This is a genomic window from Amycolatopsis sp. Hca4, from assembly GCF_013364075.1.
Taxonomy (GTDB): Bacteria; Actinomycetota; Actinomycetes; order Mycobacteriales; family Pseudonocardiaceae; genus Amycolatopsis.
Genome location: NZ_CP054925.1, coordinates 6838447 through 6857626 on the forward strand (window position 1 = coordinate 6838447; position 19180 = coordinate 6857626).

Below are 19180 nucleotides of genomic sequence, written 5' to 3' on the forward strand. Positions count from 1 at the left end.
CCCTAGTTGGCCGCGGGGGCGGCTTCAGCTGCGCAGTGATCCGGGGAACAGGTCGGCGTCCGCGGGCAGCTTCGTGCCCCGGAACCAGGTGTCGAAGAACGCGCGCAGGTCCTTACCGCCGATTCGCGTCGCCATCGCTTCGAAGTCGGCCCAGGTCGCGTTGCCGTGGCGGAAGCGGGACGGCCACTCGCGCAGCAGCTTGGCGAACGCCGGGTCGCCGATCTCGCGGCGCAGCGCGTGCAGGGCCAGGATGCCCTTGTTGTACACGCCTTCGAACTCGTGGCCCTGGCCCATGCCGACCAGCTTCTGGGCCCAGAAGTCCGTGCTGCCGCGGGTGATCTCGATGGCCGCGCGGTAGCGGTCGTCCAGGTTCTGGCCTTCGCGCTCGGCCCACAGCCACTGCGAATACGAGGCGAAGCACTCGTTCAGGCAGATGTCGGACCAGTCCCGCAGCGAGACCGAGTCGCCGAACCACTGGTGGGCGTTCTCGTGCACCAGCGTCGGCAGGTCGACCCACTTCGCGTACGTCGGCCGGGTCTGCGTCTCCAGGGAGAACGGGACGTTCTCGGCCAGGAAGATCCCGCCCGCCGCCGACTGCGGGTACGGGCCGAACTTGCTGCTCAGGAAGCCGAGCACCTCCGGCAGGCGGTCGCCGATCGCCCGGCGGGCCTCGGTGCCCGGCGCGTACGCCGAGACCACCGGGGTGCCGTCAGGCAAAGTCGAGGAGTCGACACCGAACTTGCCGATCGCGATGGTCGTCAGGTAGCTCGCCACCGGGTTGGGCTCGGTCCAGGTGCCCGGCGGGCCTTCGCGGCCGTTCGAGATCACCGTCCAGCCCGGCGGGACGTGCGCGGTGAGCGTGAAGGCCGCCTTGTCGCGCGGGGTCTCGTTCACCGGGTACCAGAACGCCGCCGAGTGCGGCTCGCCGACCATGAACGCGCCGCCGTCGGCCGAGTGCTGCCAGCCGTTCTCGCTGCCGCCGGTGTGCGGGGTCTTGGCCGGGTCGCCGCCGTAGCGCACCCGGGTGCGGAACGTCGTCCCGGCGCGGATCGGGGCGGCCGGGGTGACGACCAGCTCGAACTCCTTCTCGCGGCGGAAGGTCGCCGGTTTGCCGTCGACCTCGACGCCGTGCACGTCCAGCCCGCGCAGGTCGAGGTCGAACCGGCTGAGGTCCTGGGTGGCCTTGGCGGTCACCGTCGTGTCGCCGTCGAGGTGCCCGCTCGGCGGGTCGTACTTCACGTCGACCTGGTAGGCGAGGGCGTCGTAACCGCCGTTGCCGTCTTCGGGGTAGTAGGGATCGCCCGCGCCGGACGCGCCCGGCACCGGGTGCATGGGCGGCGGCGGGGCCGGCACGGTGACGGCGTCGCCGCCGCACGCCGCGGCGAGGACCACGGCGGCGCAGACAGCCAGTGCGGTGAGTCGGCGGCGCATACGACCACCATAGGTGATGGATTGCGATCGGTTGGTCACGTTCCGCACCAGGGGTTTTGTGGTTAGGTGGCCGCGTGCTCTGTTTCGGCGGCAGCGGTGTGCCGATCGTTCTGCTCCACGGCTTGATGGGTCGCGCGCGGACGTGGTGGCGGGTCGCGGAGTGGCTCCGGCCCTACGGCGCGGTGTACGGCCTCGACGCGCGCGGCCACGGCAACGCGCCCCGCATCGGCCCGTGGACCACTGAGCGCTTCGCGGACGACGTCGCCGAAGCGCTGCGAAGCCTCGACGCCGGCCCGGCGGTGCTGATCGGGCACTCGATGGGCGGCCTGCACGCCTGGGCGACCGCCGCGCGGTACCCGGAGCTGGTGCGCGCGGTCGTCTCCGAGGACTTCGCGCCGGACCAGCGCGGCCGGACCGTCGAGACCTGGCGCGGGTACTTCGAGAGCTGGCCGGTGCCATTCCCCTCGCTCGGCCACGTCCGCGAGTTCTTCGGCGACGCGGGTGCGTACTTCGCGGACTGCGTCGAGGAGCGTGCGGACGGGTTCCACCTGGTCGCGGACCTCGAGGACCTGTACGTCATCGCCGCCGAATGGGGGCGCCGGGACTACTGGGACGTCGTCGAGGCGATCCGCTGCCCGCTGCTGCTGGTCGAGGGCGAGCACACGGCCATGCCACCCGGCCAGCAGGCCGAAGTCGCTTCGCGGGTGCCCGACGCGAAGCACCTGGTGGTGCCGGGCTCGGCGCACCTGCCGCACGACGAGGCCCCGGAGCTCTACCGCGGCGCCGTCGAGGCCTTCCTCAGCCAGGTCCTGAACCGCTGAAACCGCGCGTGAGCAGAAGGACGGCACACCGAGCGCGTCGTTGAGCCCGGCGCACCGACCTCCTGGTCACGCGCGTGTCAGGTCCGCCCGCCAGGCCGCCGTCGACCGGTCCGAGGGGACGATCAGCGGCCAGACGTCGGCGCCGAGGAAGCCGGTTTCGTCGGTCACCTTGGTCGCGGTGCACGTGTGGCGCGGCAATCCGGCCTGAACGGACAAAGCGGCCACGGCGTCCTTTGTGGACTGACCGAAGACGCCGTCCGTCGGCACGTCGAAGCCGGACGCGCGCAGGAACTGCTGCGCCAGCTGCACCCGACGGCCCGTGTCACCCGGCTTGAGCAGCGGCCACTCGGCCTCGGCGTGCGCCACCGGAACGCCGAGAACCCGCCCGACGGCGGTCCGCAGCTCCGGCAGCCGGTTGTAGAGCACCTGGCCGGGGCACTCGGTCGAGTTGAAGTCGCGGTGGCCCTTGATGAACTCCGGCGCGATGCCGTACTGGCTCGCGATGTAGGCGACCAGCGAGACGAGGGAGTTCCACAGCGCCGCCGGCACGTCCACCGTGCTGTAGAGGCCCTCGTTCTCGATGCCGATGACCTCGCTGTTGTGGTTGCCGACGTTGGCACCCTGCACGTGCCGGGTGCCGCCGCGCAGGATTTCCAGGCTGCGGTGCCGTCCCTCGGTGATGTACCCGCCGCGGCTGTTCGTGAACTGCTGGCCGCTGTCGATCCAGCCGTTCTTGTCCATGTGCAGGTTCTGGATGAACCGCGAGACGTAGTACGCGCGCTCGAGCGAAAAGTCGTCGTTCATCGGCGGGTCGACCGCGTGGTGCACGACGATGTAGGTCGGCTTGTGGTTCTCCACCACGATGGTGCCGGCGGCGGGCCGGGCGCCCCAGTCGGACGTCGGGTGGATCGTCGGAACCGGCACGGCCGCGCCGGCCGTACCCGTGGTCGTCATCCCCAGTGCGCCGGCCGCGGTAGCGGTCACCCCCGCCTTCAGCAGGGTCCGGCGGTCAACAGTGACCATGCGTGAAACGGTAACTCCGCAGCGCGCCAATGACAACTATTGACCAACTTTTGTTGTAGTGCGTCAGTGTTCACCCGGCAGGGCGAAGAGGCCGTCGCGGGTCTGCTCCAGCAGGCCGTCGACCAGCAAGGAGTCCAGGCAGCGGTCGCGCTGGCCGCCGTCGTGCCAGACCAGGTCCAGCTTCGCCTTCTCGACCGGGCCCTCGCTGCCGCGCAGCACGTCGAGCAGCCGGCCGCGGACGTACCGGTCGGTGCCCGCGTACCGCTGCACCGGCTTGGCCGGGCCGGTGTACTCCGGCCGCCCGGCGAGCTGCCACGCGCACTCGTCGTAGATCGGGCAGTCCGCGCACTTCGGGGCGCGTGCGGTGCAGATCAGCGCGCCGAGTTCCATGATCGCGGCGGAGAACTTCGCCGCGGGCGCGTCTTCGGCGGGCAGGAGCGCCTCGACGTCGTTCATGTCCCGGGTGTTGGACGCGGGCCCGGCGTCCCCGGCGCCGTGCACCGCCCGCGCGACGACCCGCCGCACGTTCGTGTCGACGACCGGCGCGCGCCGCCCGTAAGCGAACGCGGCGACGGCCCGCGCGGTGTAGGCCCCGATCCCGGGCAGGGCGAGCAGGGTGTCCACATCGGACGGAACGACGTCCCCGTGCTCGCGGGCGATGACACCGGCGGCCTCGTGCAGCCGCAAAGCCCGGCGCGGGTAGCCCAGCTTGCCCCAGGCCCGCACGACCTCGCCCTGCGCCGAAGCGGCGAGCGCGGACGGGACCGGCCAGCGCGCCATCCACTCGTGCCAGATCGGCTGCACCCGCACGACCGGGGTCTGCTGCAGCATGATTTCGCTGACCAGGACACCCCAGGCCGAGCAGGTGGGCTCGCGCCACGGGAGATCCCGGCCGTGCGCGGAGAACCAGTCGAGCAGTACGTCAGCGTCCACAGCCACGCCGGGGAGGCTACTTCGCGTGCTTCGGCAGCTCGCGAGCGACCTCGCCCGGCGACGGCATGGCGGCGATCTCCTCGGCGAGCGCACGGGCCGCGTCGCGGCAGAAGCAGGCCTTCCTGGCCTGTTCGGCGACGGCGTCCGCGCTCAGCTCGCCGGGCAGGAGCCGCACCGCGGCCCCCGCGGTGAGCAGGGCCTCGGCGTTGGCGAACTGGTCGGCGCCCTGCGGCAGGACGAGCTGCGGGACGCCCGCGGCCAGCGCGCCCAGCGTGGTGCCGCTGCCGCCGTGGTGCACGACCAGGTCCGCGTGCGCGATCGCTGCCGCCTGCGGGACCCAGGCCTGAGCGGTCACGTGGGCCGGCTGCGGCCCGATGGGCACCCCGCCGGTGGCCACCACGACGTGCGTGCCGAGCGTGGCCAGGCCCTCGATCGCCGTCTCGAGCACCTCCGGGGTGCCGAAGGCGGTGCCGAGCGTCAGGTAGATCAGCGGCCCCTGGAAGGCGCCCGGCTCCGCGAACGGGACGGGCCGCAGCGCGATCCGCTCGGCGGTCGCGAGGAAGTCCGCGTCCTGGAGGGACGGCGGGCAGATGTCGAGGTGCACCCCGCCGGCGGGCCGCTCGAACCCGATGCCGTCGGGGATCATCCGGCCGAACCCGTGCCAGAGCGCCGGGATCCCGGCGCGCTTCGCCGCGACGCCCACCTCCGGGACGCCCCAGCCGTGCACGACGAGGTCCGGCCGCAGCCGCTTCAGGCCGGGCTCGATGTCCTCGGCGTAGATCTCGTAGAACGAGTCCGCGGGCCGGAACGGGTTCAGCCCCCGCAGCGACTCGTGGACGTGCTCACCGGCGGCGAAGTGCACCTCGTGCCCGATGTCCCGCGCCGCGACCGCGAGCGGGACCATCGGGTACGTGTGCCCGGCCGACGCCAGCCCGGCGAACAGCACGCGCATGTTGTCCCCATTCGGATGTCGTGAACATCTGAATGGCGACGATAGCCTACTTGACCTCGGTGAGCTTCCCGGTCTTCACGTCGTAGACGAACCCGCGCACGTTCTCGGTGTGCGGCAGGTAGGCGCTGCGCCGCACGCGTTCCACCGACGTCCGGACGCTGTTCTCGACGCTGCGGAACGCCTCGACCGACCACGTCGGCCGGAGGCCGGTGTCGTGCTCCAGCTCGTCCTTGAAGTCGTCCTCGGTCACCATCGACAGGCCGCACTCGGTGTGCTGGACGATCAGCACCTCGCGGGTACCCAGCTTGCGCTGGGAGAGGGCGAGCGAGCGGATCATGTCGTCGGTGACGACGCCACCGGCGTTGCGGAGGACGTGCGACTCACCCTGCAGGAGACCGAACAGCTCGAACACCCGGATCCGGGCGTCCATGCAGGTCAGGACGGCCACCTGGAGCGACGGCTTCGGGGACGACCGGTCGCCGGGCGTCACCTCGCCGAGTTCCTGGTTGCGCTTGAGCAGTACGTCGATCGAGGTCATCGGTCACCTTCCGGCCAGTGGCCCCGCGGCGCGGGCGTACCGCTCCATTTGACCGGGTGACCACCCCGATGGGCAATGCACTAAGTGCTATGTCACGGGGCCTAGCCGCCGAACCAGGGCTCCTCGACCGTCCGCGGCGGCGCGGACGTCCGGCCGACGCGCAGTTCGGTCGGCAGGGTGATCACCTTCGGCGCGCTCCGGTCGCCCGAGCTGAGTAGCAGCCGGCCGGCCGTCTTGCCCTTCTCCAGCACCGGCTGGTGGACCGTGGTCAGCCCGATCCGCTCGGCCTCGGCGATGCCGTCGAAGCCGGTGACCGTGAGGTCCTGCGGCACCCGCAGCCCGCGCCGCTCGGCTTCGGCCATCGCGCCGAGTGCGAGGATGTCCGAGGTGCAGATCACCGCCGTGATCTGCGGGTACGCGTCCAGCAGCTGGCGGGCCGCGGACGCGCCGTCGTCCACCGTGTGGTCGAAGCGCTCGACCACCGGGACACCCGCCCAGTCGACGCCCGCCGCCGAGAACGCCACGGCGAGTGCCTCCAGCCGGGTGCGCTGCACGTGGAAGTGCGCGCCGCTCTGGCGGGTCGCCGAGACGAAGTCGTCGTTGCGCTCGCGGGCCAGCCGCATGCAGATCACGCCGACCTGCCGGTGGCCCAGCGTCACCAGGTGCTCGGCGATCTTGCCGACCGCGGCGGCGTCGTCCGGGCCGACGCGGTCGATGCCCTCGAGGCTCGGCTGGTCGATGATCACCGTCGGCACCGGGCGCTCCAGCACGGCGGCCAGGTGCGGGTCGTCGTCCGGGACGGAGTAGACGACGAAGCCGTCGACGCCGGCGCGGTGCACCGCGGCCACGTCTTCACGGCCCGGGCTGGCCGGCACCAGGTGCAGGCCGACGCCGGCGTCTTCGCAGGCCAGCGCCAGTCCTTCGAGGACGCCGACGGCCGCGGGGTCGCGGAAGGCGTAGGAGAGGTTCTCGGTGAGCAGCAGCCCGACCGCGCCCGCCTTGCGGGTGCGCAGGGAGCGGGCGACCGGGTCGGGACCGGGGTAGCCGAGGCGCCGCGCGGTCTCGAGGACCCGGCGGCGCAGTTCCGGGGACAGCTGGTCCGGCCGGTTGTAGGCGTTGGACACCGTGGTCCTGGACACACCGAGCTCCGCCGCGAGCGACGCCAGTGTCGCCTGCCTCCGGGTGCGAATAGGACGTCCCATCAGCAAACCGTAACGGTTCAGATCGGTTTCCTGAAGAGACACCCCGCGTGGTCGATGTCTCGATCCGCATGCGCGAAGACGCATACACCCAAACCCGATCCGGCGGCCAGAAAGTCATCCGGATGGGGTAAGGTGAATCTGACAACGGTTTCCATTAGCGTCTGCGTCCCACTCAGGAGTCAACCGATGAGTTCCCGCCGCACCAGGAGCGTGCTCGCCGCCGCTTCGGCCCTGTCCGTGCTCGCACTGGCCGCGTGCTCCGGCGGCGGCGCGCAGTCCGGCGAGTCCGGCAAGATCAAGGTCGTGGCTTCGACGGACGTCTGGGGCAGCGTCGTGACCGCCGTCGGCGGCGACAAGGTCGAGGTCAAGTCGATCATCCACGACCCGTCGGCCGACCCGCACTCGTACGAGACGACGGCTGATGACGCGTTGGCGGCGAAGGACGCGAAGCTGCTGCTGTCCAACGGCGGCGGCTACGACGAGTTCTTCGACAAGCTCACCGCGCAGGCCGGGGACGCGAAGAAGCTCGTCGCCTACGACATCGCCGCGACCGGCGACGAGAACGAGCACGTCTGGTACGACCTGCCGGGCGTCGACAAGGTCGCCGACCAGGTCGCGGCGCAGCTCGGCGAATTGGAGCCCGCGTCGAAGCAGGCGTTCACCGACAACGCGACGGCGTTCAAGGCGAAGGTCGATGCGCTGGAGAAGCGCCTCGGCGAGCTGGGCACCACGCACCAGGGCACGAAGGTCGTCGTCACCGAGCCGGTGGCGCACTACCTGCTCCGGAGCGCGAAGCTGACGGACGCGACGCCGAAGGCCTTCTCGGACGCCGTCGAGAACGACACGGACGTCCCGGCCGGCGCCGTGAACGAGTACAAGCAGCTCATCGCCACCAAGCAGGTCAAGGCGCTGATCAACAACGCGCAGACGGTGACCCCGCTGACCCAGGACGTCGTCGGGCAGGCGAAGGCGGCCGGGATCGGCGTCGTCGACGTGACCGAGACGCTGCCGCCGGGTGTGACCGACTACATTGGCTGGATGACCGGGGAAGTAGATGCGCTGGCAGGGGCGTTGAAGTAACCATGTCTCCCGTCTCAGACGACGTACGTCCCGCGGTCCGGGTCCGCGGGGCCGGGCTCGCGTTCGGACCCCGGACCCTGTGGTCGGGGCTGGACCTCGTCGTCGAGCCGGGTGAGTTCCTCGCCGTGCTCGGCCCCAACGGTTCCGGCAAGAGCAGCTTCCTCAAGGCGCTGCTCGGCATGCAGGACCTCTCGGCGGGCACGGTCGAGATCGCGGGCGGCCGGCCGGGCGGTGCGAACCGCAAGGTCGGCTACATCCCGCAGCAGCGCGCGATCGACGAGTCGCTGACGCTGCGCGGCGTCGACCTGGTCGGGCTGGGCCTCGACGGGCACCGCTGGGGGTTCGGTTTCCCGGGCATCGCGGCCCGGCGCCGTCAGGTCGCCGCGGCGGTCGACGCCGTCGGGGCCACGCGGTACGCGAAGCAGCCGGTCGGCAGGCTGTCCGGCGGCGAGCAGCAGCGGCTGCGGGTGGCGCAGGCCCTGGTCGGCGACCCGGAGGTGCTGCTCTGCGACGAGCCGCTGCTGTCGCTCGACCTGGCGCACCAGCGCGCGATCAGCGAGCTGATCGACGCCCGCCGCCGCACGGCGGGGACGGCGGTGCTGTTCGTGACGCACGAGATCAACCCGGTGCTGCCGTTCGTCGACCGGGTGCTGTACCTGGTCAACGGCCAGTTCCGGATCGGCAAGCCGGACGAGGTCATGACCACGGAGACGCTGTCGGAGCTGTACGGAACCCGCGTCGAGGTGCTCAAGGTCGGCGGCCAGATCCACATCGCCGGCGCGCAGAGCGCGTTGTGCGAGGGCGAGCCGCACCACCACGAACACGACGTCGAAGAACAAGTGGGCTGAGTCTTGGATCTGTTCGACTTCGGCAAGACCTGGGAACTGATCACCGAGCTGTCCGGGGTGCAGACCGCCCTGCTGGCGGCGCTGATCCTCGGCCTGGTGGCGGGGGTGCTGGGCCCGCTGATCGTGATGCGGCGGATGTCGTTCGCGGTGCACGGCACGTCCGAGCTGGCGTTCACCGGCGGCGCGGCGGCGCTGCTGCTGGGGATCGGCGTCGAGTACGGCGCCCTGATCGGCGCGGTGGCGGCGGCCCTGCTCCTGGGCATCCTGGGCGCGCGTGACGCGGACCGCGACTCGGTGATCGGCGTGATCCTGTCCTTCGGGCTCGGGATGGGCGTGCTGTTCCTGTCGTTCTACAAGGGACGGTCCGGGAACAAGTTCGGGATCCTCACCGGCCAGATCATCACGATCGACTCGACGAACCTGACGTTGTTCGTGGTGTCGTCGGTGGTGGTGCTGGCGGTGCTGGCGCTGGTGTACCGGCCGTTGCTGTTCGCTTCGGTGGACCGGAACGTGGCCGTGGCCCGCGGGGTCCCGGTGAAGACGCTGACCGTGGTGTTCGCGCTGCTGGTGGGGGTCTCGACGGCGTTGAGCGTGAAGGTGGTCGGCTCGCTGCTGGTGGTGGCCCTGATGGTGACCCCGGCCGCGGCGGCGGCCCGCGTGACGGCGTCACCGTGGAAGGCCACGGTGCTGTCGGTGGTGTTCGCCGAGGTGGCGGCGATCGGCGGAATCGTCCTGTCACTGGCCCCGGGGCTGCCGGTGAGCGCGTTCGTGACGGCGATTTCGTTCCTGATCTACGTGGTGTGCCGGGTGCTCGCGTGGCAGCGGGACCGCCGGACGAGGGTCAGCACGGTGGAACCGGCCCTCGTCGCGGCGGCCTGACTCACTGCACCTGGAGCGTGTCGCTGATCGCCCACGCGGACGAGTTCGGGTAGCCGACGGACTGGTAGGCGGCCCTGGTGCGGGGCCGCCAGCACGCGTTGCTCGGCGTCTGCCGGACCGAATGGGGCGAGACGTAGAAGCTCGGGATGGGGGTGCACTGGGTGTAGCCGCCGGACTTGTAGAAGCCGAGGTTGACCTCGGTCACCGCCCAGGTGGTGTCGGTGGCGTTGCCGAAGTGGACGGTGAAGTACACCTCGTTGTTGTCCGCCCAGGCGCAGGACTGCCAGTAGAGGCCGTGGTTCGAGGGCACGTACTGGTAGCCGCTGCACACGTGCCCGAACTGCCCCGGGCCCACGATCACGTCGGCGGACGCGACGCCCGCTCCCGCGAACAGGCCGGCGAGCGAAAGAACGACTGCGGTGACGAATCGCTTCACGGGTTCCCCTTTGCGTGTCCTGGTCGGCCGGGTGGCCGACCGGATCACGCGCGGGTCGTCGCCGGGTTTAGCGGCATCACCCGATCAGCCGAGCATCAGCAGGACCTGCAGTTCCCCGACGAGGAACCCGATCACCCCGCCGACGGCGATCAGCTTCCACTCGTCCTGCCGGAACGCCGGCCGCAGCAAGCCCTCGAACTCCAGCGGTGTCAACGCCAGCATCCGCTGCTCGATCACCTTCGCGACGTCCATCGCCTCGGTCAGGTACCCCTCGGCGTACCGGGCCGTGTCCGGTAGCTGATCGAGGGCCTTCCGGGCCGCCGCGTGCTTCATCTCGCGCAGGCGAGTGCCGCCCAGGGTGCGGGACAGCGGGAGCTGCTTGTCGACCGCGTCCGAGACGAGGTTCTCCACCATGGCCGCCAGGCGGTCGGCGCGCGGGCCGCGCAGGATCGCGTCCAGCAGGTTCCGGACGGTCAGCACCTCGGTCGCGATCAGCTCGCCGTACTGCCGGGCCACCTCGGCCCGGCGGCGCTGGAACTTGCCCTGGAAGATGACCCGGCCCACGCGCACCGGCTCGCGCGGGACGAAGATCAGCTTGATCGCCAGCCAGTCGGTGCACAGCCCGATCACCCCGCCGAAGACCGGCAGCACCCACGGCTCGCGGGTGAACGCCCACACGATCGTCTGGACCAAGCCGAGGCCGAACCCGAAGTAGATCCCCATCCGGGCGATGAACGCCATCTCCGGGCGGGACGTCTCGCGGATCAGCCGGACCAGCAGCGCGCGGTCCCGGGTCAGCCGCTGGACCGTCATGTGCTGGACGTCGAGGACCTCGTCGAGGTTCTCGCGGACGTCGTCGAGGAACTCCCGGACCAGCCGCGGTGCCGCCGCCTGGACCTGCTTGATCAGCATTTCCTGGGCCAGCGTCGGCATGACCTCCCACAGCCGCGGGTGGTGCTCGGCCAGCACCTCGCGCGCGGTGTGGTCGACCGCCTTCAGCAGTGGCTGTTCGAGCTCGCTGGTGATGATCACCGGGTCGATCCGGTCCAGCACTTCGCGCAGGTCGAGCAGGTTCGCCGTCAGCAGCTCGGTGGCGACGGCGGCCATCCGCCCGCCGTGCTTGGGGACGACGCCCTGCCAGCCGAGGAACGGCGGGATCCCGACGAAGTCGAGCGGCCGGAACATCATCTCGATGGCCACGCGCTTAGTGACGTACCCGATCAGCGCGGCGACGAACGGCATCGCCGCGTACAGCGGCCAGTGCAGGGCGAGGTCGTGCAGGACAGCGTCCATGCCGGCCTCCCCTCGCGATCCCGAGAGCGAAACCGTACCGGCTACCCGAGCAGGGCGAGCACCTGCAGTTCCCCGACGAGCCCGCCGATCACCGCGCCGACGGCGATCAGCTTCCACTCGTCCTGGCGGAACGCCGGCCGCAGCAGCTGCTCGAACTCGAGCGGGCTCAGCTTCTTCATCCGGTCCACGATCGTGTTGCGCACGTCGAGCGCGTTGATCGCGTAGTCCTCGGCGTGGCGGATCGTCTCCGGGACGCGTTCCGCGGCTTTCGCCGCCGCCGTCTGCTTCATCTCCTGGAACTTCCTCGTGCCGACCGCCATGGCGACGAACGGCTTGACGACGCTCGCCTGCGCGTCGATCGTCTTCTGCACCTCGCGGGTGATCAGCGCGAACAGCTTGTCGGACTTCGGGCCGCGCAGCACGGCTTCCAGGAGGTTCGGGATGGTGATGATCTCGCGCGCGATCATGTCGCCGTAGTCGGCGGCCACCTGGTCACGGCGCTTCTGGAAGACGCCCTGCCAGGTGTAGAGGCCGAAGAACCGGCGCGGCTCGCGGGGCAGGAAGATCATCTTCAGGGCCAGCCAGTCGGTGAGCCAGCCGATGCCGAGGCCGAACAGCGGCAGCACGATCGGCGACTTCGTCAGCGCCCAGACCACCAGCTGCACGCAGCCGAGGCCGAACCCGAAGGCCAGGCCCGAGCGGGCGATGAACCGCATCTCCGGCCGTGAGATGTCCCGGATCAGCCGGTTGAGCAGTGCCTTGTCGCGGACCAGGTTCGTCACGACCATGTGCTTGAGGTCGAGGACGTCCTCGATGTTGCCGGCGATCTCCCGCATGATCTTCGTGATCGCCTTCGGCGCCTCGGCCTGGACGCGCTTGAGCAACAGCTGCTGCGCGCTGTTCGGCAGGACCTCCCACAGCCGCGGCTGGTAGGTCTCCATCACCTCGCGGGTGACGTCCTCGACGACCCGCAGCAGCGGCTGCTCGATCTCCTTGGCGACTTCCGCCGGGTCGAGCCGGGCGAAGATCTCCTTCGGGTCGACCAGGGTGGTCGTCAGCATCTCGGTGGCGGTGGCCGCCATCCGCTCGGCGTTCGCCGGCAGCACGCCCTGCCAGCCGAAGGGTTTGACGCCGACGAACTCCAGCGGGCGGAACATCATCTCGATGGCGACGCGCTTGGTGACGTAGCCGATCAGGGCCGCGATGACCGGCATGGTGACGTACACCTGCCAGTGCGTGCCGAAGTCCACGCGCGCACGTTAGCGGCTTGGGCCCGACCAGCGCGGAATGCCATGCGTCACGGGGGGTTGCCGAAATAGTGATGCATCCGATTGGCGGTACGTCTTCACGGGCTCTTGCTCATTAAGGTGGCCCGATGGTCGCGCCTGAGAAGCCCCAGTCCGCCCCGAAGACCGCCCAGTTCGCCGTGGGTGTCCGCGGCTACAACCAGCGTCAGGTCGACGAGCGCATCGCCGAACTGAACAAGGACCTGCGCGAGACGTCCCGCAGCCGCGACGAAGCCGTCGCGACGTCGTCGGACCTCTCGAAGGCCCTCGCGTACGCGCAGAAGGAGCTGGCCGAGACGAAGGCCGCGCTGGCCAGGATGAGCTCGAGCCCGTCCGGCGCCGGCGCGATGGCCGAGCGCGTCCGGATGATGATGCAGCTGGCCGAGGAGGAGATCGCGGACCTCCGTTCGGCGGCCGAGGCGGACGCGGCCTCGACCCGCGACCAGGCGGACAAGTACGCGCACGAGACCCGGCGCACGGCCGACAAGCTGGCGAAGGACGCGGAGGAGGAGCGCGCCCGCCTGCTGTCGGAGGCGAAGGGCGAGATCGAGAAGCTGAACGCGGCGGCGGGGGCGAAGAGGGTCGAGCTGGCGGCGGCGGCCGACCGGGCCCGCAAGGAAGCGGACGCGAAGGCGGAAGCGGCGGCGGCTGCGTTGCGCGAGGAGGCGGACCGCGTCGCGGCGGAGGAGCTGGCCGCGCGGAAGAAGGCGTTCGAGGAGGAGTTCGCGCAGAAGAAGCGCGAGACGGAGGCGGCGTTGGCGGCCGCCCAGGCGTCTCAGGCGACGGCGGACGAGAACCGGAAGCTGGCGCTGGACCTGCGGGCGAAGGTGGCCGAGCGGATCGCGGCCACGGATGTGGCGGTGAAGGAGGCGATGCGGTTGCTGGCACCGCCGGAGGAGGCGGCTTCGGACGCGGGCCCGGCTTTGGCGCTGGCTTCGGCTTCCGCTCCGGCTTCGGCGTCGGGTTCCGGCTCGGCTCCTGGCTCGGCTCCGGCGAACGGCGACCGCAAGCCGGCTCCGAAGCCCTCGGCGGCCCCTCCCGCGGCTCCGGCGAAGGCCTAGTTATCCACATCGGCCCGGGTTGTCCACAGATTTCGCGAGTGGGCGTTTTTGCAGGCCAGAGCCGATAGACTGGACTTGGGCACGCCCCTCTGGGAGTGGCGGGGCTCTGGCAAGTTCGTGGCGTCGCAGGCACGGCTCTCGGTGCTGATCATGTGGTTGTCGAAGCCATGATCAGTGAGGGCCGTGCCTGCTGTTGCGTCTTCTCCCGTCCCTGCCACGCTGTCCCGGCCGACCTCTGCCGATCTCGATCAGTCAGCTGATCTGCGTGCACTCGTGGCCCAGCGCCCCGATTCGTGGAGGCAGCGCGAGGTGCGGCTCGCCGTGGATCGGCCCTGGCGTCGGCCGCAGTCGCTGCGGGTGCTCTCCGGCGTCGCCGGGCGACCACCTGGACATCACCTCGGCGGTCGGTCGAGGCCATCCCCGCAACAGGCGGTCCGACTGCGGTCGCGGTGGACGGCAGATCCCCGCGCGAAACCTTCGCTCTGTGGTCGCGGGAGGTCTCGGCCGGGCAGTGTTCCCGCGTGCCGCCGCACGCGGTTGACGACGCTGGCTGGCACTTCATACGGGTTCGGCCAGGCTCCACGGGCCAGCACGGGGAGCGAGGCCGCTCAATACCAGCCGAGCCGCCGTTGGACGTGCTGCCTCGGCCTTAGCGAGACCCATCGGAAGAGCCCACCAACTTCGATCCCTCGTGCCGCCGGTGCTCGCCGCGGGTGGGCCGAGGCCAACTTCGGCAGGCCGAGACACGGGCCCCGGTCCGAGCAACCTCGCTGCAGCGGCGTGCCCCAGCGGCCAGGCCGCCAACCCACCCCGGCAAAGCGCGTAAATCCCCCGCCCGGGGAGGTGGCCCCCGCTCGGGGGTGGCTGGCAATCTGCACAGCAGATGCCGATCACCCACGAGACGGGACCTGCGCATGATCCTCGAGACCGAGCGGGCCGCCGTGTGTGCCTATGCGCGGCGGATGGTCGGGGATGGCCTGGTCGTCGGGACCTCCGGGAACGTCTCCGTGCGGGGCGGTGATCTCGTCGCCGTCACGCCCACCGGGGTGGCCTACTCGAGCCTCACCCCCGCCGATATCCCCGTTGTCGACCTCGGGGGGCAGGTCGTCGACGGGGCGCTCAAACCCACCAGCGAACTGCCGATGCACCTGTCCGTGTACTGGGACGTTCGTGACCCGGACGGGGAGCCCGTGACGGCCGTCGTGCACACGCACTCGCCGCACGCCACCGCCGTCTCCACGCTCGTTCGGGAGGTTCCGCCGATCCACTACATCATCGCCACCATCGGCCCCTCCGTGCGCGTTGCCCGCTACGCCACCTACGGCACGCCGGAGCTCGCCGCCGCCGTGCTCGAAGCGCTTGAAGGGCGCCGTGGCTGTCTGATGGCCAACCACGGCACCCTCACCTACGGCGATGGCCTCGAAGCCGCCTACCACCGCGCCCAGCAGCTCGAATGGGCCTGCCGCGTGTGGCTGCTCGCCCAGAGCGCCGGGCGGCCCAGCCTGCTGCCGCCGCCCGAGGTCGCGAACGTCGTCGAACGGCTGAAGGGCTACGGGCAGGGCTAGGACGCCACCGCGTCCAGCAGCTCCACCACCGTCGGGTCGTCGACCGCCTCCTTGATGCACTGCCATAGCTGGAGGTTCGCCGTCGCCCAGCGCGAGTACGTGGCCGCCGCCTCCGGGTTGTAGAAGTAGTAGCCCTCGTCGTGGACGTCGCACTGCTCGCCGACGATCTTGTGGGCCAGCTCGCGCAGGCTCAGGCCGTTCTCGCGCAGGTAGCGGTGCGCCAGCACCACCGGCGTCACCGGCAGCGCCTTGAACAACGTGTCCGCGTCGCTCAGCGCCTGCGCCTCCAGCGAAATGTCGCGGCCGCGGGTGGCCATTTCCGCTTCGTCGACGATCTCGTCGATCCACCGCGCGATCCGCGGCGGAACACCGCATTCGGCGAGGATTTCCAGCCGCAGGCTCCGGCCCGCCGCGGCCGGCGAGTTCCGGAGCACCAGGTAGTTGACGTCGTGCACCAGCGCGGCCACTTCCACCACCGCCACGTCGGCGCCGTTGTGCCGGGCGAAACCGGCCGCCTTCGCGCGGACGAAACCGACGTGGTGCCAGCCGTGGAACTGCAGCCGGTCGGCGTACTCCCGGCAAAGCCGGTGGACCCTTTCTTCGACGGCGCCGACGATCACGTGGTCGATCGTGCTTTCCTGCGTGCGCATACACCTCTCCCATCCCGGCCGTGGTATTCAGACGGGTGGAGTAATGGTAAGCGCCGCTGACGCCGGTGTGTAGCTAGATGCGGTCGGCCAATTCCCCCAATCGGACCTCCACCGGAACGTGACGATGGCCGATTCCCGAGGCCGGGTCGAAAGACAGGCTGAAACTGCTCACCGGGCGTGATTTGACGAGGAAAGTCATCGTCCCGGTGGCCGCTTCGGGGATCCGGTGGAATTCGTCGGCCAGCATGGTGGCGCACGCGCCGGCCGCGCAGAGCGTCCGGCGGCGCAACCGCGCCGACGCGATCAGCCCGGTGCCGTCGTCGATCGTCGTTTCGTACCTTTCGTGGAGGTAGTCACCACGGAGGATCGTGGTGCAGAAGTGGTACCTGTGGTTGTGCACGGAATCCGCGTACCCTTCCCGCCAGTCCTGCTGCGCCTTGTATTCGTGCAGCCAGAAGGAAAACGGGTCGGACGGCGAATCGAGCAGGCACCAGGCGAAGTGGGTGGTCGTTTCCCGCGACGAGCGCAGGACCTTCGTGGCCTGCGCGGCGGACAGTGCGCGCAGCTGCGTGCGCAGTTCGTCCCGCAGGCCGGGCTGGGCGGCCCACGGCCGGAACCAGCCGTCGACCACGCGCCAGTCCGCGGCGAGCGGGAACCCGGCCGTGCGCAGGCGCGTGGCCAGTTCGGACAAGGGGGACAGGCGGGTGAGCAAGGTCAGCTCCCTAGCTCGGCGACTGCGGAGAACTCCGCGCGGAAGGCGTGGAACTTCGCCTCCAGCTCGCGGAACTGCTCCTCGGACAACGGGGATCCGGTGATCTTCTCGAACAGCGCCAGGAAATCCGTCCGCGTCGTCGCGGACGTGATGCGGAAGTGGCGGCCGGTCCGGGACTGCGAGACGCGCACGAACTCGGCGCGTTCCATGTTGTAGAGGAAGGACCCTTCGGTGAACCGCAGGGACCGCGGGTACAGCTTGGTGGCGCCGCGGACGTCGCTGTAGAGCGACACCCACACGCTGTCGTCGAACATCTCGAGCCGGTCCAGCGGCGGGTCGGCGACCACGGTGATGTCGACCTGCGCGCAGCGGCTGCGCGCCAGGAAGAGGCCGACGAGCCCGATCCGGATCTCCTCTTCGAGCCGGGTCTGGATCTGCTCGTAGTCGACGTCGCCCGCCTCGCGCCGCAGCAGGTAGCGGGCGCGCCCGCTGATCGAGCTCGCGTCGCGCGGATCGGCGATGACCGCGCGCAGTTCCCGCTCGGTGCGGGAAAGCAGCAGCCGGGCGGCCGCGTGCCGCCCGGAGAAGCCGCGGAAGAAGTACTGCCGGGTCGCGTCGAGGTCGGCCATCAGCGCGCGGTTGAACGCCGGGTCGGGCTCGGTCGTCGCCTCGAACACGTCGGTGGGGAAGAACTCCTTGTTCAGCGCGCGGTATTCGGCGCTCAGGTCCTCCAGCGCGCGCCGGCTCTCCTCGATCACCGGGGTGACGAGCGCCTTCTGCGACGCGCTGGCGGTGATCAGGGTCTGGCCGAACCCGACGATCGCGGAGATCAGGGTGCCGGTGCCCAGCGACGTCACCAGGTTCTTCCCGGTGCCGGGCTCCATCAGACCGGCGACCCACAGGCTCAGGCCGGCGACCACGACGAGCACCGTGAGGAGCAGGCTCGTCCTGGTCCAGAAGATCTCCTGCAGTGGGGTACGGCGGAGGCGTCCGCCATCCGCGGCCACGTGCTTCACCTCCCTCGAACCACCCGAACGGACGTATGCGAAATGTGTCTGTTCGAGTGCGGGGAGTCACTTTACGCGCCTTACGGGGTGCGCGAAATAAGAAGTTCGGGGGACAGAGCTGACGGACAGACGTCACTCTCGGCAATAATTTACCAGGTCGGCCGGTTTTCCGAAAATACCGGAAAACCATGATCAAAGCGTGCTCGGCAGCCCGTTTTCGTACCAGCCGGGGCCCGGTTCGGTCTTCATCAGGAAATCCACGACGACCGGTGCGGGTGCCGGGTGGATCTCCGGGTGATCGCGTTCGCCGCGGTCGGGGTCGACCGGCCAGGCGAGTTTCTCCGCGTCGAGCGAAAACTCGCCGCCGGCGCCCGTGCGGTTGCCGCGGGCGTCGAGCCTGGACCACTTGCCGTGCAGGTACACCGCGTTCAGCCCGTGCAGCGCGGAGAGCTCTTGGTAGCAGAAGCCGGCCGGAATCCCTTGTGCCCGCAGCAAAGCCGCGAGCAGGTGCGCCTTCGCGTAGCAGATGCCGACGCGCTCGCGCAGGACGTCCGACGCGCGCCAGGTGACGCGGGCGTCGGCGGCGTCGATGACGTGGTCGACCTCGTCGCGCACGAAGAGGAACGCGGCTCTGGCCGCTTCCGCGGGATCGCCGCCGGCCGGGCGCAGGGCGTCGGCGAGGGTGCGGATCGACGGGTGTCCGTGATCGATGACGGCGTCCGCGGCGAGGTAGTCGCTGAGCCGATCGGACGTGGGGACCGGGCGGGGGTTCATCCGCGCATCCTGACAGGCTCGGCCATTCGGGCGAGACCCGTTTTCCGAGGTCGGCACGCTCCGCGTTCGGCGACTACGGAACGTAGAAATCGGGTGGGAAGCCGGTCCAGCGGAGTTCTGCCGGTAGGTGGCTGAGGTCGTTGTACGTCAGCAGTGCCGCCGGGCGGCCCGGTGAGTACTGGATGACCGTCAGGCCGGCGTGGGCGTGGGAGAGGGTGAGCCAGCGCCAGGGCGGGGCGTCCTGGGCCGCGCGGACCAGCCAGCCGACGAGGAAGTTGTGCGTGACGACGACGTCGTACCTCGGCTCGCTTCCCGGCACCGGGCCGGTGAAGCGGCGTTCTGCGTCGGCGGCCAGCTCTTCGTCGGCGGGCGGGAACTGGCGGGTGAAGGCCAGTATGAGGTCTCCGGAGGTTTCCGGGAGCTCTTCCCGCCTCGGTGTGTACGGGACGAAGTCGCCTGCCGCCTTTTCTTCTCGGATCGCGACGCCGGGGAGCTGGGCGGCGATGAGGTGGGCCGTCTGTGCCGCTCTGGCGAGGGGGCCGTGGTGGATCGACGTGACCGGGACGTCCCGGAGGCGTCTGCCCAGGAGGATCGCCTGGCGGTGGCCGGCTTCGGTGAGGCTTCCGTTCGGCCCCGCTTCACCATGACGGGTGAGGAAGAGGTACCGGGTCGTCAGCACGGGGTCAGGG

General features: G+C 70.4%; 20 protein-coding genes. 6 read left to right on the top strand and 14 right to left on the bottom strand.

Annotated features, from left to right (window positions below; translation table 11 throughout):
* Positions 1-24: 24 nt before the first annotated feature.
* On the bottom strand, positions 25-1431 hold the full coding sequence (locus tag HUT10_RS30745; RefSeq protein ID WP_176174378.1) for a M1 family metallopeptidase: 1407 nt from the start codon (positions 1429-1431) through the stop codon (positions 25-27).
* 74 nt (positions 1432-1505) lie between these two features.
* Between HUT10_RS30745 and HUT10_RS30750 the strand changes: the two genes are divergently transcribed.
* Entirely contained in the window at positions 1506-2252 is a 747-nt protein-coding gene (locus HUT10_RS30750) for an alpha/beta fold hydrolase (protein ID WP_176174379.1), read from the top strand.
* 66 nt (positions 2253-2318) lie between these two features.
* Here HUT10_RS30750 and HUT10_RS30755 read toward each other — a convergent pair whose 3' ends face one another.
* The 5 genes from HUT10_RS30755 to HUT10_RS30775 form a co-directional block, all read right to left on the bottom strand.
* Positions 2319-3275: an N-acetylmuramoyl-L-alanine amidase gene (locus tag HUT10_RS30755; protein WP_176174380.1), complete on the bottom strand. Its 957-nt coding sequence runs from the start codon at positions 3273-3275 to the stop codon at positions 2319-2321.
* Between the two features lie 63 nt (positions 3276-3338).
* Positions 3339-4214 (bottom strand): A/G-specific adenine glycosylase, encoded by an 876-nt coding sequence (locus tag HUT10_RS30760; RefSeq protein ID WP_176174381.1) that lies wholly within the window; start codon positions 4212-4214, stop codon positions 3339-3341.
* A gap of 10 nt (positions 4215-4224) precedes the next feature.
* A complete protein-coding gene (locus tag HUT10_RS30765; protein WP_176174382.1) occupies positions 4225-5160 on the bottom strand; it encodes a glycosyltransferase in 936 nt (311 codons plus the stop codon).
* Between the two features lie 46 nt (positions 5161-5206).
* Entirely contained in the window at positions 5207-5698 is a 492-nt protein-coding gene (locus tag HUT10_RS30770) for a carbonic anhydrase (protein ID WP_176174383.1), read from the bottom strand.
* Positions 5699-5799: 101 nt separating this feature from the next.
* On the bottom strand, positions 5800-6900 hold the full coding sequence (locus HUT10_RS30775) for a LacI family DNA-binding transcriptional regulator (protein WP_176174384.1): 1101 nt from the start codon (positions 6898-6900) through the stop codon (positions 5800-5802).
* Between the two features lie 186 nt (positions 6901-7086).
* Here HUT10_RS30775 and HUT10_RS30780 point away from each other — a divergent pair, with 186 nt between their 5' ends.
* The 3 genes from HUT10_RS30780 to HUT10_RS30790 are packed head-to-tail and all read left to right on the top strand — an operon-like array spanning position 7087 to position 9707.
* Positions 7087-7980 carry a metal ABC transporter solute-binding protein, Zn/Mn family gene (locus HUT10_RS30780; RefSeq protein WP_176174385.1) on the top strand — a complete coding sequence of 298 codons (894 nt, stop codon included), beginning with the start codon at positions 7087-7089 and terminating at the stop codon, positions 7978-7980.
* Between the two features lie 2 nt (positions 7981-7982).
* Positions 7983-8828 carry a metal ABC transporter ATP-binding protein gene (locus tag HUT10_RS30785; RefSeq protein WP_176174386.1) on the top strand — a complete coding sequence of 282 codons (846 nt, stop codon included), beginning with the start codon at positions 7983-7985 and terminating at the stop codon, positions 8826-8828.
* 3 nt (positions 8829-8831) lie between these two features.
* Positions 8832-9707, top strand: coding sequence for a metal ABC transporter permease (locus HUT10_RS30790; RefSeq protein WP_176174387.1), 876 nt, complete (start codon positions 8832-8834; stop codon positions 9705-9707).
* 1 nt (position 9708) lies between these two features.
* On the opposite strand, the gene HUT10_RS30795 is transcribed toward HUT10_RS30790, so the two are convergent.
* The 3 genes from HUT10_RS30795 to HUT10_RS30805 all read right to left on the bottom strand — a co-directional run bounded on the left by HUT10_RS30795 (position 9709) and on the right by HUT10_RS30805 (position 12650).
* The gene (locus HUT10_RS30795) at positions 9709-10143 is read right to left on the bottom strand and encodes a hypothetical protein (RefSeq protein ID WP_176174388.1); all 435 of its coding nucleotides are present in this window, start codon (positions 10141-10143) and stop codon (positions 9709-9711) included.
* A gap of 84 nt (positions 10144-10227) precedes the next feature.
* Positions 10228-11436 (bottom strand): DUF445 domain-containing protein, encoded by a 1209-nt coding sequence (locus tag HUT10_RS30800; protein WP_176174389.1) that lies wholly within the window; start codon positions 11434-11436, stop codon positions 10228-10230.
* Between the two features lie 41 nt (positions 11437-11477).
* Positions 11478-12650: a DUF445 domain-containing protein gene (locus HUT10_RS30805; protein ID WP_176178105.1), complete on the bottom strand. Its 1173-nt coding sequence runs from the start codon at positions 12648-12650 to the stop codon at positions 11478-11480.
* 161 nt (positions 12651-12811) lie between these two features.
* On the opposite strand from HUT10_RS30805, the gene HUT10_RS30810 reads away from it, so the two are divergent.
* Together HUT10_RS30810 and HUT10_RS30815 are read left to right on the top strand one after the other, a co-directional pair.
* Complete coding sequence (locus tag HUT10_RS30810; RefSeq protein WP_176174390.1) at positions 12812-13783, top strand: hypothetical protein; 972 nt, start codon at positions 12812-12814, stop codon at positions 13781-13783.
* Between the two features lie 914 nt (positions 13784-14697).
* Positions 14698-15348, top strand: a complete 651-nt coding sequence (locus HUT10_RS30815) for a class II aldolase/adducin family protein (protein WP_176174391.1) — start codon at positions 14698-14700, stop codon at positions 15346-15348.
* On the opposite strand, the gene HUT10_RS30820 is transcribed toward HUT10_RS30815, so the two are convergent.
* From HUT10_RS30820 to HUT10_RS30840, 5 genes are all read right to left on the bottom strand, one after another.
* Positions 15345-15998, bottom strand: coding sequence for an HD family phosphohydrolase (locus tag HUT10_RS30820; RefSeq protein ID WP_176174392.1), 654 nt, complete (start codon positions 15996-15998; stop codon positions 15345-15347). The two genes, HUT10_RS30815 and HUT10_RS30820, sit on opposite strands and share 4 nt — an antisense overlap.
* A 73-nt stretch (positions 15999-16071) precedes the next feature.
* Complete coding sequence (locus HUT10_RS30825; protein ID WP_176174393.1) at positions 16072-16710, bottom strand: hypothetical protein; 639 nt, start codon at positions 16708-16710, stop codon at positions 16072-16074.
* 2 nt (positions 16711-16712) lie between these two features.
* Complete coding sequence (locus HUT10_RS30830) at positions 16713-17726, bottom strand: hypothetical protein (protein ID WP_176174394.1); 1014 nt, start codon at positions 17724-17726, stop codon at positions 16713-16715.
* A 183-nt stretch (positions 17727-17909) separates the two neighbouring features.
* Complete coding sequence (locus HUT10_RS30835; RefSeq protein ID WP_176174395.1) at positions 17910-18491, bottom strand: transglutaminase domain-containing protein; 582 nt, start codon at positions 18489-18491, stop codon at positions 17910-17912.
* Positions 18492-18564: 73 nt separating this feature from the next.
* On the bottom strand, positions 18565-19170 hold the full coding sequence (locus tag HUT10_RS30840) for a histidine phosphatase family protein (protein ID WP_176174396.1): 606 nt from the start codon (positions 19168-19170) through the stop codon (positions 18565-18567).
* Between the last annotated feature and the right edge of the window lie 10 nt (positions 19171-19180).

Coding starts and splice junctions, on each gene's coding strand:
- HUT10_RS30820 (WP_176174392.1), bottom strand. CDS start 15,998: ATGCGCACGCAGGAAAGCACGATCGACCACGTGATCGTCGGCGCCGTC.
- HUT10_RS30800 (WP_176174389.1), bottom strand. CDS start 11,436: ATGGACGCTGTCCTGCACGACCTCGCCCTGCACTGGCCGCTGTACGCG.
- HUT10_RS30780 (WP_176174385.1), top strand. CDS start 7,087: ATGAGTTCCCGCCGCACCAGGAGCGTGCTCGCCGCCGCTTCGGCCCTG.
- HUT10_RS30745 (WP_176174378.1), bottom strand. CDS start 1,431: ATGCGCCGCCGACTCACCGCACTGGCTGTCTGCGCCGCCGTGGTCCTC.
- HUT10_RS30755 (WP_176174380.1), bottom strand. CDS start 3,275: ATGGTCACTGTTGACCGCCGGACCCTGCTGAAGGCGGGGGTGACCGCT.
- HUT10_RS30775 (WP_176174384.1), bottom strand. CDS start 6,900: ATGGGACGTCCTATTCGCACCCGGAGGCAGGCGACACTGGCGTCGCTC.
- HUT10_RS30785 (WP_176174386.1), top strand. CDS start 7,983: ATGTCTCCCGTCTCAGACGACGTACGTCCCGCGGTCCGGGTCCGCGGG.
- HUT10_RS30810 (WP_176174390.1), top strand. CDS start 12,812: ATGGTCGCGCCTGAGAAGCCCCAGTCCGCCCCGAAGACCGCCCAGTTC.
- HUT10_RS30765 (WP_176174382.1), bottom strand. CDS start 5,160: ATGCGCGTGCTGTTCGCCGGGCTGGCGTCGGCCGGGCACACGTACCCG.
- HUT10_RS30805 (WP_176178105.1), bottom strand. CDS start 12,650: ATGCCGGTCATCGCGGCCCTGATCGGCTACGTCACCAAGCGCGTCGCC.
- HUT10_RS30835 (WP_176174395.1), bottom strand. CDS start 18,491: ATGAACCCCCGCCCGGTCCCCACGTCCGATCGGCTCAGCGACTACCTC.
- HUT10_RS30815 (WP_176174391.1), top strand. CDS start 14,698: ATGATCCTCGAGACCGAGCGGGCCGCCGTGTGTGCCTATGCGCGGCGG.
- HUT10_RS30770 (WP_176174383.1), bottom strand. CDS start 5,698: ATGACCTCGATCGACGTACTGCTCAAGCGCAACCAGGAACTCGGCGAG.